General features: G+C 69.8%; 14 protein-coding genes. 4 read left to right on the top strand and 10 right to left on the bottom strand.

What is annotated here, in order from left to right; genetic code table 11:
* Position 1: 1 nt before the first annotated feature.
* The gene (gene cysC, locus WS89_RS04890; RefSeq protein WP_082741782.1) at positions 2–649 is read right to left on the bottom strand and encodes an adenylyl-sulfate kinase; all 648 of its coding nucleotides are present in this window, start codon (positions 647–649) and stop codon (positions 2–4) included.
* Positions 646–1821, bottom strand: coding sequence for a TIGR03032 family protein (locus tag WS89_RS04895; RefSeq protein WP_059789675.1), 1176 nt, complete (start codon positions 1819–1821; stop codon positions 646–648). Before WS89_RS04895 ends, cysC begins: the two co-directional genes overlap by 4 nt.
* 601 nt (positions 1822–2422) lie before the next feature.
* On the opposite strand from WS89_RS04895, the gene WS89_RS04900 reads away from it, so the two are divergent.
* Positions 2423–2986, top strand: coding sequence for a hypothetical protein (locus WS89_RS04900; protein WP_059789676.1), 564 nt, complete (start codon positions 2423–2425; stop codon positions 2984–2986).
* A gap of 32 nt (positions 2987–3018) precedes the next feature.
* Positions 3019–4014 (top strand): type II secretion system minor pseudopilin GspK, encoded by a 996-nt coding sequence (gene gspK, locus WS89_RS04905; protein ID WP_059789749.1) that lies wholly within the window; start codon positions 3019–3021, stop codon positions 4012–4014.
* Positions 4015–4096: 82 nt separating this feature from the next.
* On the opposite strand, the gene WS89_RS04910 is transcribed toward gspK, so the two are convergent.
* Positions 4097–5731: a transposase gene (locus WS89_RS04910; RefSeq protein ID WP_059789677.1), complete on the bottom strand. Its 1635-nt coding sequence runs from the start codon at positions 5729–5731 to the stop codon at positions 4097–4099.
* A gap of 182 nt (positions 5732–5913) precedes the next feature.
* Between WS89_RS04910 and WS89_RS04915 the strand changes: the two genes are divergently transcribed.
* Complete coding sequence (locus WS89_RS04915; RefSeq protein ID WP_059789750.1) at positions 5914–6726, top strand: hypothetical protein; 813 nt, start codon at positions 5914–5916, stop codon at positions 6724–6726.
* A 142-nt stretch (positions 6727–6868) separates the two neighbouring features.
* On the opposite strand, the gene WS89_RS04920 is transcribed toward WS89_RS04915, so the two are convergent.
* The 6 genes from WS89_RS04920 to gspG form a co-directional block, all read right to left on the bottom strand.
* A complete protein-coding gene (locus WS89_RS04920) occupies positions 6869–7129 on the bottom strand; it encodes a FecR/PupR family sigma factor regulator (RefSeq protein ID WP_257128124.1) in 261 nt (86 codons plus the stop codon).
* Between the two features lie 231 nt (positions 7130–7360).
* Positions 7361–8356, bottom strand: coding sequence for a FecR family protein (locus tag WS89_RS04925; RefSeq protein WP_059789751.1), 996 nt, complete (start codon positions 8354–8356; stop codon positions 7361–7363).
* Positions 8357–8367: 11 nt separating this feature from the next.
* On the bottom strand, positions 8368–8916 hold the full coding sequence (locus tag WS89_RS04930; RefSeq protein WP_059789679.1) for an RNA polymerase sigma factor: 549 nt from the start codon (positions 8914–8916) through the stop codon (positions 8368–8370).
* 6 nt (positions 8917–8922) lie between these two features.
* A complete protein-coding gene (locus WS89_RS04935) occupies positions 8923–9669 on the bottom strand; it encodes a secretin and TonB N-terminal domain-containing protein (RefSeq protein ID WP_059789680.1) in 747 nt (248 codons plus the stop codon).
* A 194-nt stretch (positions 9670–9863) separates the two neighbouring features.
* Positions 9864–10403 carry a GspH/FimT family pseudopilin gene (locus tag WS89_RS04940; protein WP_082741783.1) on the bottom strand — a complete coding sequence of 180 codons (540 nt, stop codon included), beginning with the start codon at positions 10401–10403 and terminating at the stop codon, positions 9864–9866.
* Positions 10378–10860: a type II secretion system major pseudopilin GspG gene (gene gspG / locus WS89_RS04945; RefSeq protein WP_082720347.1), complete on the bottom strand. Its 483-nt coding sequence runs from the start codon at positions 10858–10860 to the stop codon at positions 10378–10380. Before gspG ends, WS89_RS04940 begins: the two co-directional genes overlap by 26 nt.
* Before the next feature lie 61 nt (positions 10861–10921).
* Between gspG and WS89_RS04950 the strand changes: the two genes are divergently transcribed.
* Positions 10922–11368, top strand: a complete 447-nt coding sequence (locus WS89_RS04950) for a general secretion pathway protein GspC (RefSeq protein ID WP_059789681.1) — start codon at positions 10922–10924, stop codon at positions 11366–11368.
* An 8-nt stretch (positions 11369–11376) separates the two neighbouring features.
* Here WS89_RS04950 and gspF read toward each other — a convergent pair whose 3' ends face one another.
* Positions 11377–12594, bottom strand: a complete 1218-nt coding sequence (gspF, locus tag WS89_RS04955; protein WP_059789682.1) for a type II secretion system inner membrane protein GspF — start codon at positions 12592–12594, stop codon at positions 11377–11379.
* Positions 12595–12691: the final 97 nt, after the last annotated feature.

The raw sequence follows: 12691 nt of genomic DNA on the forward strand, positions 1-12691 counted from the left end.
CTCAGCCGTGATGTGTCGGCACCGCCTGCGCATCCGCATGAAAGCCGAACTGCGTCACGGCGAACTGCAACAGCGTATCGACGCACGTCGCGAGCGATGCGCGGCCGGTATCGAGCGTGAGATCCGCTTTCACCGGCGGTTCGTACGGCGCCGACACACCCGTGAATTCCGGCAGCGCGCCGCACCGCGCCTTCGCATACAACCCCTTCGGATCCCGCGCCTCGCAGCACACCAGCGGCGTGCTCACGTACACTTCGCGGAACGCCGGCCCCACGATCGCTCTCGCCGCATCGCGCATCGCCGCGAGCGGCGAAATGACCGCGACGATCGCCAGCGCGCCGGATTCGCTCGTCAGTGCCGCGACTTCGGCGATGCGCCGTACGTTTTCGAAACGATCCTGCACCGTAAAACCGAGATCCCGATTCAGCCCCGTGCGCAGCCGGTCACCGTCGAGCACCACCGCATGCATGCGTCGGTCGCGCAGTCGCGCCGCTACCGCATCGGCCAGCGTCGTCTTGCCCGCGCCGGACAACCCGGTGAGCCACAACACCCCGCCGGCCCGCTGCGGCGACACGCGCCGCTCTGCGCGGGGCACGTCTACCGATAAGGACGAAACGACGTCGGGAAACCCGCAACGATCGAGCTTCATCGCGCGCGCTCCGCCGCCTTCGCGGGTTCGTCGTCCTCGCGCGGACGCGTCTGCCAGAAGCCGCCCTGCATCGTCACGATCGACGGCGTCTCGGCCCATTGATGCGGGCTCAGGATTTCGGCGCGCCGCACGTTCGGGATCACCTGCACGTCGAAGATCTCGTCGACGCCGTTGAAGAACTGCAGGATGCCGAGCACGTCGCCGGTGTTCGCGTCGAGTGCGGCGACCCCCGCGACCAGCGCATCCGATTCGCTTTCGATCGGCAGCCCCTGCGGACCGCGTTTGTCGCGCAACTTCGACAGCCCGACGAACAGCACGCCCCCGTATTCGGCGAGACCATGCGTGAAGCCCGGCAGCTTCGCGAGCACGCGCCGCGCGCCCGACTGCGGATCGATCTGCAGCACGTGGCCGCGACCGCCTTCGAGCACGTGCAGGCGGGCGCCGATCACGCGCGGCGAATGCGGCATCGACAGCCCCGATGCGACGATCCGGCCGGACGGCACCTCCATCACGATGCCGCTGCCGGCCATCCCGCTGCGCCAGCCGAACGGCTCGTTGCTCATGCCGAGCGCCGTCGCGAACCGCACCTTGCCGTCGGCGAACGCCATGCCGTTCAGGTGGCAGCGATCGTCCGGCGTGGTCTCCGTCACGAACGGCGGCTGCCAGATCGGCGTGAAGTTGAAATAGCCGTCGATCACGCTGATGCAGGAATAGCGTGTGTTGACCGCGAGCAGCACGTGCTTGTCGAACGCCATGTCGTGCAGGTCGAGATCGCCCGTGTAATAGGACATGCGCGGCACGAACATCGCGTCGTAGTGATCCGGTCGGGCCGGATAGTGCGGCGCGAGCGTCGACACGTTGGCGAACACCATCAGCTCGTGCATCGTCGCGATCGCGAGCCGCTTGCCCGACACGGCCATCCCCATCGAGCGCGGCAACAGGCATGCGGACAGCGTGGGCACGCCGTCGTCGACACCGATCACGGCCACGCCGGACGGGCGGCGGCTCACGGCGAGCGAGCACCCGAGCGCCTCGAGCACCTGCAGGAAGCGCCCGGTGTCGCGCAGGTTGATGACCGGCGACAACGCTTCCGCCTGCCGCGCCGATACGTCGTCCGTCGGCGCATCGGTTTCGCCCGCCGGCCGGGTTTCCTCGAACTGTTCCACTGTCATGCACCTGTCGGCTTCACGCCGCCTGATGAGAAAAAATGCTCGCTTGCCTGCCGGCCCGTCGGCCCGGTGCACGCGCATCGGTCGCGAACGGGGCCGCGTACGGCGCACCAAGTCGCAGCTCCCACCTACCTAGACGGAATGAAGCGCGCATTGCCGCAATGTTTTTTGCGTGACGTCGACCGATCCGCCGGCACGGGCAGCGGTCGACGCAAGCGGCCTGCATGCGTGCAGCCGCTCGCCCGCGCGAGACGCGCGAGATGCGGCGCATGACCTTGCGTGGCCCTCATTTCGTATACATGTCGTTGCCCGGCCGGCGCGCGGCGCGTAGGCGGCTTGCCGGCAAACGAGTCGCCGTCCGGCCGGCCCGCGCGCGAAAACGCGACGGCCTGCGTGCGGCCCGACAATCCTCCGGTTTCAACCGGGAAGTTTTTGTGACATTCGACTGAAGATATTCACGAAACACGCGCAAACCACGGGGTGCGATCGTCGGGACCGTTTACGCCGCACCGCACGCCGCGAGCACGTACGAAATCCTGCGGCTTGCAGCCGCCCGCTTCGTCCTAGCTATTGAGAACGGAACATGTCAACGACAGGACACTCCATGTCATTCGCCACGATGCTCGTACGGTGGCTTGCCGGGCGGTTGGCCGGCGCCGCCGGAATGCCGGGCCAGCTGCGTCCGCGCGCCGCTCGTGCCGCGTCGAATCCGCCGCTGCGCTGGCGCTCGCCGTGGCTCGCGTGGCAGCTGCTGTCGTGGTCCGTGCTCACGCTGCTCGCGCCGCCGATCTGGACGATCGGCACGCTGCTGCTGATCAATCCGTCGAGCGATCAGCCGCTGTTCTGGGCGCTCGCGATGGCGATCGTGCCGGTTGCGAACGGGGTCGCGATCGTCGCGACGAACCAGCGGCATCACCGCACGCCGTTCACCCGCCGCCCCGCGGTTGCAGCACACACGTTCGCGATCGCGATGATCGTCGGCTGCACGCTGTTCGTGCTGCTGCTGTGGCGCTCGCACGCGATCGCCGGCCTCGTCGGCCCGCTTGCCGACGACGGCATGCGCCCCGCGACGCTCGCGTGCTGGGTCGCGGGGCTCGCCACGCTGTTCGGCGTCACGTCATCCGCACATGCGAGCATCGCGCATGCGTGGCTGGCGTTCGAGGTGTGAGCGCGTCGCGCCGACACTGCGAGGGCACGCGGATGCATCGATACGGGACGGGAAGGACGGCGCACGCACCGCGCGAACGCGGCATCGCGATCGTGACGGTGCTGCTCGTCGTCGCGCTGGCGGCCACGCTCGCGGCCAGCGTGCTGTGGCGCCAGCAGGTCGCGACGCGCGACGTCGAGAACCAGCGGCTCGCGACACAGACGATGTGGATCGAGCGCGCCGCGGTCGAATGGGCACGCGCGACGCTGCGCGCGCAAAGCGCGACGTCGAACGTCACGTTCGTCGGCCAGCCATGGTCGGCGCCCGTCGCCGACGTGCAGCTCTCGGACCTGCTGCCATCCGACGCGCTGGCGGTCAATGCGGAGCTGTCGCGCGCGTGGATCTCGGGCAGCGTCGAGGACGCGCAGGCGCGCTTCAACCTGATGAACCTCGTGTCGCGCGCCGCGCCCGGCAAGCCGTGGCAGTCCAACGGCGAAGGCGTGCTGGCGTACCGGCGCCTGCTCGGCCAGTTGTCGCTCGATCCGGCGCTCGCGCAACCGACGGCCGACTACATGCTGCGCTCGCTGCGCGACGCGAACGGCCCGGGCGGCTGGCCGCTGCAGCTCGTGTCCGTCGACGATCTCGCACGCATTCCCGGCTACGACGCGCATGCGATCGAAGCGCTCGCGCCGTACGTCACGATCCTGCCCGACCTGACCGTCGTCAACGCGAACACCGCGCCCGAACCCGTGCTCGTCGCCGCGATCCCGACGCTGTCGGCGAGCCAGGCGAAGCGGCTCGTCGACCGGCGCGCGAGCGCCTACTTCGTGAGCACCGGCGACATCGCCGAATACCTGCTGCCCGCGCAGGGCGGCAACCCGACTTTGCCGGACGGCTCGGCCGTCGGCGTGAACAGCGGCTACTTCATCGTGCATTGCCGCGTGCATTCGGCGCGGATCAACGCGCGCGTGGACACGCTGATCGCACGCTACGGCAGCGGCAATTTCGCGTGGACGTCGGTGATCTGGGTGCGGCGGCTGACGAGTTGAAGCCGGATGCGGCAGAGACGGGCGCGGCGAACGGCGAGCCGGGCCGAGCCGAGCCGAGCCGGCAACGTGCCGGCGGCGCCGGCTAATTCAGCGACGACTCGCTCAACGTCACCGGTCGCTGGCCCGGCGACGCCGCCGCATCGAACGACAAGCGCGTGAAGCTCGTCTCGCGCACTTCGCCGAGCAGCCGGTTCCAGTCGTCGATCGACACGAGCAGCGCGATCGGCCGGTTGTACTTGGTGACCATCACCAGCGCCTCGCCGGCGTGCCGCAGCGCCTTCGACGGATTGCTGCTGAAATCGCGCGTCGCCATCGCGATCGTGCGCAGGCTGAAGACGTTCGCGGCCGGATCGTCGCCGTTGTCGTGCAGCAGGCACTCGAGCGTCGCGGCGCGCAGCAATGCCTGCGACTTCGACGACAACCGGCTGTCGCGGCGGCGCCGCCGTTCGCTGCGCGGGTCGACGTGCACGGCGAGCATCCGCACGATCTGGCCGAGCGTCGTCGCGGGCAACCGGTCGTAACGCTGCCACCAGTCCGGCGGCAGCGCGATCATCATGCCCGCATAGGTGGCCGTCACGCCGTCGGCGATCAGCGACGGCAGGCGCGCGACGTCGCGCGCGTCGAGATCGAGCGCGCCGCCGACCACGCGCGTCATCACGCTGAACGCGTTGTAGGCGAACGCGGCGATCCCGCTCGCCAGCAACGCCGCACGCGCGGGCACGGCGCCGAACGGCGTGCCGCCCGTCACGGGCTCGAGCGCGAGCGGCAACGCGTCGCGCCAGCGTCGGCGCGACAGCGCCACGATCTGCGGCGCGTCGAACCGCTCGGCCGACAGGTCGGTCAGCAGCGTGACGCTTTCGCCGGGCGCCTCCGCGCGTTCCCATTCGATCTGGCGAAACGTGTCCGACGCGCCGCCTTCGCCGGCCATCCCGACGGATCGTTCGCGAACGCGCCCGGTGCCGAACACGCCGGCGTCCTGCCAGTCGCCGAGCGGCCGGCAGGCGGCCGAGCGGCCGTATTCGCGCAGCACGAACGCGCCGCCGCGGCGCGGCCAGCCGGACAGGATCGCATCCGTATCGAAGCGCCCGTCGACGATCCACAGCTCGCCGGGCCGGACCGCTTCGAGCAGCGCGCCGACGAATGCACGCTCGTGCGACCGGCCGCGCTCGCAAGGCAGCAGGTCGACGATCATCCCGAGATCCGGGTCGTACACCGGCAGGACGCGCGCACCGCCTGCCGCCGCATCGCGCGCCGGGTCGTCGCACGCGCGCCCGCAGTCGCAACCGTCGGCGCGCGGCGCACAGGCCTCGCCGGCGCCGTCCAGCACGCGCAGCCGCATCCCGTCGACGGCGCACGCCCTGTCGACGCCGCGCACCGACGCGACCGGCAGCAGCAGGTCGACGCTGTCCCTGGCCAGCGCGCGCCCCCAGCCGGACCGCCACCGGCTCATGCAATCGTGCAGCGCCGTCACGGCCGCGCCGAACCCCGGCGCGACGGCGCCGGCGGCATCCGGCATCCGCCGCCACGCGGCAATCGCCGCGATCGCGTCGACGGCAACGGCAAACAGCGCCTCGCGGATCGACTCGCCGTCGGGCTCGTCGCCGGCGCCCGCCGCGGCGTCGACCCAGTCGTCGTGCAGCGCGCATTGCAGGACGAGCCGCGCCATGATCGTCATCGGGCTCTGCTCGACGAAGCGTTCCACGACAGCGCGCATCATCGGGTTACCTCACACTGTCCGGTCGATCGTGCGGGCCGCCGCAACGGCATACGCTCGCGCGCGTCGCAACGCGTTCGCACTTGACGCAGCGCGAGCGACCCCGCAGCATCGTGAGCGACCCGCTCCGCGCGACGCCGCGCCGTCGCGGCGAGCCATTCGCAATCAATGCACGAGGCACCGGCATGTACGTAGATCCCCGCGTGGCGCACGGCCGCGCCCGGTTCGACCTGAGCGGCTCCCCGCGGCTCATCGCCGACGAGCGCCGCTGGGAGATCAGCGACATCGTCACGCGCGGCCTCGACGATTTCAAGGGCGTGCGCAATCGTCGCAACCTGCTCCGATTGCTCGAACGTCAGATCGCGCCGAAACTCGTGCGCCTCGGGCTCGAACCGTACGTCGGCGCGCTCGGTCACGCAGAGGGGCTGTTCGTCCATTTCTCGACGATGAGCGCCGAGCACGGCTTGCGCGAATTCCAGCTTCAACTGACGGTGCCCGACCTCGTGCTGCGCAGTTTCGCGTCGAATGCGATCCGGCCGCACGCGGTCGCGCGCTGCATGCAGCGCAACGGCGTGATGTCGCTTGCGGAAATCGAGCACGAGACGCGCATCGCGTTCGTCGCGGCGCGCGTGATGCGCTCGCTGGCGATCGCGGAAGGCTGGCAGCAGATCGGCGTGCCGACGCCGCACGGGCTGTTCGTCGGCACGCTGACGCCCGCGCGCGACGTCGCGATGAATACCTATTTCCGCCCCGGCGACAACGACCGCCCGTCGCGCTGGAGCGGCTTCTCCGCCCTCTTCTCGACGATGCCGGACTGGCGCCCGAAACAGGTCCGGCACGGCGGCGAACTGCTGCAATGGATGGTCAACCATATCGTGGCCCTGCAAGAATCCGCACCGTTCGTCGAACGCTTTCCGTTTCTGCGCGAGCCGCTGCGCGATGCCGACGATCCGCTCGACGCCGCGTGGACCGGCGCGCGCGCCGACCACCGTGCATGACGGGCGATCCGGGGACCCATTCCGGCCCCCGTTCCCCGGTCTCCACGCCATCGCCCCTCTTCACGGCCCTCGCTCTCTCATATACAAGGTCGCAGCAGCCCCGCCTAACCCGCAGACTTTCTTGCAACGCCGATGCGGCGCGTCAATGCGTGCGCGTCGACCCGCCCGGCTCGCCCGGCTCCGGGCGGCCGACCGTCTCCAGCACGGCCCACATCCAGATCAGCTCGCGCACCGTGCGTGCGTGCTCGTCGCTCTGCGCGCGCCAGCGCCCGAAAGCGTCGCGTTCCCGTTCAGTCGTGTCGCCGGCGCGCAGCCACAGCAGCCAGCGCACCGCGCCCTCGCGGATCGCATCGGCGCGCGTGTCCGCGTCGCCGGAATCCGTATCCCGTTGCGATTCGTCCATGATCACGCCACCGCCCGAAGCTCCCTCGACACACATCCCCCCGCCGCGCATCGCTGCGCGGCCGGGGCGCTTGCCACCCACGCCTCGGGTCCGACGACGCCCCGCCGGCCCTCATGGATAAGGTCGTATCGACGCGCCGTAACCCGCAGCGCGAGCAGCACCGCGGCAGGCGGAGCAACGGCCTGAAGGAAACGGGGGAAAGGAAGGAAGGCGGAACGCGGGGAAAGCAGCTCAGCTCAGCAACACGATGTTGCCGGGCAGGCGCGTGATGTGCGCGCCGTACAGGCGGCCGACCATGTCGATCACGTCGTCGAGCCGCGTGATCGGAAACTGCGCCTGCATGCGGTTCGCGCCGAGCGACGCGCTGCGCAGGATAACCTTGCCGCGCCGGTAGCGGTTGATCTCGTCGACGACGTCCGACAGCGGCACGCCGTTGAACACCAGCATGCCGCGCCGCCACGCGCTGACGGCGCCCGGATCGGTCCGCGACACCGGCTGTACGCCGCGGTCGTCGTAGACGACCTGATCGTCGGCGCTCAGCGTACGTGCGCCGCGTGGATGTTCGAGCGTGACCGTGCCGGACAGGCACGTCACGCAGACCTGCGAGCCCGTACGCCGCACGTTGAAACGCGCGACCAGCGCCCGCATGCGGCCGCCGCCCGCCACCACCGTGACCGGCTGGATCGGCGTCGCGCGGCCGGCCGGCGGCGCGACCGCGTCGATCTCCGCCTCGCCCGCGACGACTTCGACGCCATGCGCGGCATCGCTTGCCGGCAGCACGTCGAGGCGCGTTTGCGTATTCAGTTCGACCGTGACGCGCGACGACAGCGCGACGCTGCGCTGCTCGCCAGTACCCGTGTGGTAATCGGCCGCGATGTCGCCGAGCGACGGCCACAGCTGCATCGGCGGCCGCACGGCGAGCCATGACGCGCCCGCGGCGACCGCAAAGCCGATGAACGCGCGCCGCCCGGTGCGCATCGTGCGTTCGCGCCTGGCGACCTGTGCCCAGGCCGCGGCCGTGCGCTCCTCGTGCGCGAGTTCGGTCGCGGCCGTGCGCAGCGAGCTCCAGGTGCCGCGCAGCAGATCGGCGGCTTGCGGACGATCCTTGCACCAGCGTTCGAACGCGTCGGCGTCGTCCTGGCTCGCGTCTCCCGAGCGCAGACGCAGCAGCCACGCACTCGCTTCGTCGAGTTCGTCGTGGGCAGGTTGGGCCTGGGCTTTCGTCATCGTCCGGATGCTCAAAATTTGCGCGGGCCGCCTCGCGTGCCCGCGTACGAATCGCCGTCTTCCTGCATCCGCTGCAGGCAGTACTTCATCGCCGCGCTCAGCTCGCTTTCGACGAGCCGCAGCGAAATGCCGAAATGCTCGGCGATCTCGCGATTCAGCAGGCCGTCCACGCGGGCGGCCAGCAAAATCGCGCGACGCCGCGGCGGCAGGCCGCGCAGCACGTCCTTCAGCGTCTCGACCTTGCGGCGCGCCGCGACGATGCGCTCGGGATCGGCCAGTTCGTCGGGCACCTCCAGCAGCGTCTCGACGTCGTCGTCGTGCAGATGCCGCCGTTCGCGCCGATGCTGGTCGATCGCGACATTGTTCGCCATCCCGAGTATATAGGCGTCCGCGTTCGTCACCTGCGTGGAGACGTTCGCGTTCTCGAGGCGCAGCCAGGTTTCGTGCAACGCATCGGCGGCGCCGTCCTTCGACCCCGTCACGCGTTCGAGCCGCCTGACCAGGTACGCATAGCGCGTCGCCAGCAGATTCCGGAGCCCGGAGCGGTTGCTGTCGGACATGGCGGCCTAGCCCCGAACGGCCGGCTGCGGTGCCGGGCAATGGAAATGCACGCCGTTGCCGGCCGGACGCAGCAGGATCGTGACCGGCTGCGGCAGATCCGCCGGCGGCGCATCGCCCAGCTTCAGCGCGCGCAGCGCGCGCATCACCGCCGCGTCGCGGGCGGCCGAACCGCTCGATGCCACCATGTTGACCGCCACCACCGCCCCCCTGTTGTCGATGCGCATCTGCGCGACGAGTCGATAGCTGCCCGGCACCGCCGCCGGCTGCGCGCACAGCGCATCGATCAGATGCGCCTGCAGCAGGCCCGCGAACGCGCGCCGATCGACGGAATCGCCGATCCCGTCGATCGGCAACGCCGCATCCGCCGGCGTGTCGGCCGGAGCGGGCGGCGTCTCGGCGGCCGGCTGCGCGACGATGATCGCTTCGTCCGGACGCGAGAATTCCGCACGCAACCCCGTTCCGGCCAGCATCCGCTCGAGCGCGTCGCGCGGCGCGAAATCGCCCTGGACCGGCACACTCGTGCGCCCGTCGAGCAGCGGCGCCGGCGCGAGCACGATCATCTCGGTGAGCCGCGCGAAATCCTGCAGCGTCTTCGCGAGCGGCTGCGCGGGCAGATCGAAATGCACCGCGCTGCCCGGCTGGCGGCCGATGGAACCGGTCTCCTGCGCGTGTACGCCGCGCATCGACAGCACGACCAACACGAGCCACGCGACGAGCGCCAGGACACCGGTCGGCGCCCGTGAACGAGTCATGAATCCCTGGACGGAAGTGGAGTTGCACGCCGCGTGCCGAAGCGTGCATCCCCGTGAGCGGCTCCGTCGCAAGCGAACGACAGATTGTGAGCGGGCACTGTGACAGTCCGGTGAAGCGTATCGCCGCGCGACACGATCGCGCCGCACCGCTTTCGTGCATCGTCGGCGCGCACGTGGACCATGACGCGTGCCGCTCAGGGCCGGCGCACGACGAAGTTGCCGATGCCCGTGCCGACGACGGCCATCCGCACGTCGCCGGACCACAGCGTGATCGTCACCGGCACATCGATGCTTTCGCTGCCGAGCACGATCCGCGACGGCGCTTCGCCGCCGCCCGTGTAATGCACCGATACGCCCGTCACTTCGCTGCCCCAGCGGCGGGCGCGATACAGGTCGTCGGTCATCGGCGCCCAGCCGCCGCTTTCGGTGCGCTGCACGAAGCGATAGCCGCCGCCGACCGGCTGCCATGCGATCGGCATCGCGCGCACCTGCGCTTCGTCGCCGGCCGATTCGAGCAGGTTCGCCAGGCGCTGCGCCTCCTCCGCCAGATCGGTGCGCCGGTTGCGCGACGGCGCGAGCGTCACGACCGCGACCAGCAGCCCGACGATCACGAGCACGACGAGCATCTCCAGCAGCGTGAAGCCCGCCGCCGTGCGACGTGCGGCGCCCGCGCGCCGGCCGCGCCCGTTCAGGATGCCCATCGTTCCGTCATTGCCACGAGCCGATGTCCGCATCGTTGCCCTCGCCGCCCGGTTTGCCGTCCGCACCGTAACTGAACACGTCGATCGCGCCGTGCGCGCCCGGGTTCAGGTATTGATATGCGTTGCCCCATGGATCCTTCGGCAAGCGCTCCAGGTAACCGCCGTCCTTCCAGTTGTTCGGTACCGGATCGGTCGTCGGCTTCTGGATCAACGCAGCGAGCCCCTGCTCCTGCGACGGATAGCGGCCGTTGTCCAGGCGATACAGATTCAGCGACTGCATCATCGTGCCGATGTCCTGCTTGGCCGCGATGCGGCGTGCCTCGTCCGGTCGGCTCATGATCTTCGGCACGATCAGCGCCGCGAGAATCCCGAGAATCGCGACCACCACCATGATCTCGATCAGCGTGAACCCGCGTTGCGTACGGCGACGCTCACGTTCACGCACGTGGCCGGCGTACGACGTTCGGGTTTCGTTGAGGCCCGTCATCATGCATTCACCCTCGCGGCAAAGAATGGAAAACGTCTTCTGTCCATCGCATCGACCCGTCGCCATGAAACCATTCGACCTGCTTCGCATCACGCCGTCCCGCACCGATCTCGTGCCGCTCGCGGCGACGCTCGCCGCCGCCGCGGCACTCGCCGCCGTGTCGCTGTGGGCCGTTCGCGTATTGAGCACCGCCGATGCGCCGGTCGCGGCGCTTGCACCGCCGCCCGCGCCGATCGACGTTGCGGCCGGCGCGCGGCTGTTCGGCGCGAAACCCGACGACGGCCGCGATGCCATCCAGTTGCTCGGCGTGCTCGCGTTCGATGCACGCCGAGCGGCCGCGATCGTCAGCGTCGGCGGCGAAGCATCGCGCGTCGTGTCGCTCGGCGCGGCGATCGGCGAAGCCGCGAAGCTTGCCGAGGTTCGCGCGCGCTCGATCGTCGTCGACCGCAACGGACTGCAACGCGAAATCGCGCTGCCCGCCGCGGAGAAGGCCAACGCGTTCGTGCGCTGAACCGCGCATCACTGCACCATGTTGTTCAGCTCGATGATCGGCATCATCACCGCCAGCACGATCACGAGCACCACGCCACCCATCGCGAGGATCAGCAGCGGTTCGAGCAGGCTCGTCAGGAACATCGTGCGGCGCTCCAGCTCGCGCGATTCGCCTTCGGATGCGCGGTCGAGCATCGTCGTCACGTCGCCCGTCGCCTCGCCCGAGCGGATCAGGTGCACGAGCACCGGCGGAAACGTCTTCGTATGCGCCAGTGCGCGCGACAGCGCCGATCCTTCGCGCACGCGGACGATCGCGTCGTCGACGTTCGCGCGCATCGCGCGGTTCGACAACGTCTCGCCGGCCGCCTGCAACGCGCGCAGGATCGGTACGCCGGCCGCCGTGAGAATGCCGAGCGTGCTCGCGAAGCGCACCGTGTTGTAGCCGCGCACGAGCTTGCCCGCGAGCGGTGCGGTGAGCACCCACGTGTCGAACCTGAGCCGCGGCGCATCGCGCGACAGCACCTTGCGGATCGCATAGACGATCGCGACCGTCGCCGCGAGCGACGCCCACCACCAGTGCCGCACGAAATCCGACAGCGCGAGCATCACGACCGTCAGCGTCGGCAGTTGCTGCTTGGTGCTGGTGAACACGTTCGCGACCTGCGGCACCACGTAGCTCAGCAGGAACGTGACGATGCCGAACGCGATCAGCGTGACGATGCCCGGATACGTGAACGCCAGCAGGATCTTCTGCTTCAGCGCGTTGCTTTGTTCGATGTAGTCGGCCAGACGCGACAGCACGACGCCGAGCTTGCCCGTGTGCTCGCCGGCCGCGACGAGCGCGCGATAGATCTCGGGGAAATCGCGCGGATGCTGGCTCAGTGCGTTCGCGAACGAATGACCGCCGACGATTTCCGCGCGGATCGACGCCATCAGCTCGCGCACGTATTCGCGTTCGGCCTGCTCGCTCAATACCGACAGCGCTTCGTCGAGCGGCAGCCCCGCGACCAGCAGGCTCGCGAGCTGGCGCGTGATGATCGCCTGCTCGCGCTGCGACAGCTTGCGGCCGAGCGACAACCGTTGATGGCGCTCGCCGTGCAGACGCTGCGCGGCCAGTTCGACGACGAGCGGCGTGAGCCCCTGCGTGCGCAGATGGCTGCGGCCGGCGCGCGCGCTGTCGGCTTCGAGCACGCCTTTCAGCGTGCGGCCGGTGGGATCGATCGCTTCGTAGCGGAATGCCGACATGTCAGTGCCCTCGTGTCACGCGTGCGACTTTTTCGGCGACGGCGCGCAATGTGCCGGACGGAGTCGCCGGGGAAGACTACGTAGCGAACCGGCGCAG

It is taken from the genome of Burkholderia sp. MSMB1072, assembly GCF_001524725.1.
Lineage (GTDB): Bacteria > Pseudomonadota > Gammaproteobacteria > Burkholderiales > Burkholderiaceae > Burkholderia.

Excerpts from the sequence above, each read along its gene's own strand:
- cysC (WP_082741782.1), bottom strand. The coding sequence starts at position 649 with ATGAAGCTCGATCGTTGCGGGTTTCCCGACGTCGTTTCGTCCTTATCG.
- WS89_RS04895 (WP_059789675.1), bottom strand. The coding sequence starts at position 1,821 with ATGACAGTGGAACAGTTCGAGGAAACCCGGCCGGCGGGCGAAACCGAT.
- WS89_RS04900 (WP_059789676.1), top strand. The coding sequence starts at position 2,423 with ATGTCATTCGCCACGATGCTCGTACGGTGGCTTGCCGGGCGGTTGGCC.
- gspK (WP_059789749.1), top strand. The coding sequence starts at position 3,019 with ATGCATCGATACGGGACGGGAAGGACGGCGCACGCACCGCGCGAACGC.
- WS89_RS04910 (WP_059789677.1), bottom strand. The coding sequence starts at position 5,731 with ATGATGCGCGCTGTCGTGGAACGCTTCGTCGAGCAGAGCCCGATGACG.
- WS89_RS04915 (WP_059789750.1), top strand. The coding sequence starts at position 5,914 with ATGTACGTAGATCCCCGCGTGGCGCACGGCCGCGCCCGGTTCGACCTG.
- WS89_RS04920 (WP_257128124.1), bottom strand. The coding sequence starts at position 7,129 with ATGGACGAATCGCAACGGGATACGGATTCCGGCGACGCGGACACGCGC.
- WS89_RS04925 (WP_059789751.1), bottom strand. The coding sequence starts at position 8,356 with ATGACGAAAGCCCAGGCCCAACCTGCCCACGACGAACTCGACGAAGCG.
- WS89_RS04930 (WP_059789679.1), bottom strand. The coding sequence starts at position 8,916 with ATGTCCGACAGCAACCGCTCCGGGCTCCGGAATCTGCTGGCGACGCGC.
- WS89_RS04935 (WP_059789680.1), bottom strand. The coding sequence starts at position 9,669 with ATGACTCGTTCACGGGCGCCGACCGGTGTCCTGGCGCTCGTCGCGTGG.
- WS89_RS04940 (WP_082741783.1), bottom strand. The coding sequence starts at position 10,403 with ATGCGGACATCGGCTCGTGGCAATGACGGAACGATGGGCATCCTGAAC.
- gspG (WP_082720347.1), bottom strand. The coding sequence starts at position 10,860 with ATGATGACGGGCCTCAACGAAACCCGAACGTCGTACGCCGGCCACGTG.
- WS89_RS04950 (WP_059789681.1), top strand. The coding sequence starts at position 10,922 with ATGAAACCATTCGACCTGCTTCGCATCACGCCGTCCCGCACCGATCTC.
- gspF (WP_059789682.1), bottom strand. The coding sequence starts at position 12,594 with ATGTCGGCATTCCGCTACGAAGCGATCGATCCCACCGGCCGCACGCTG.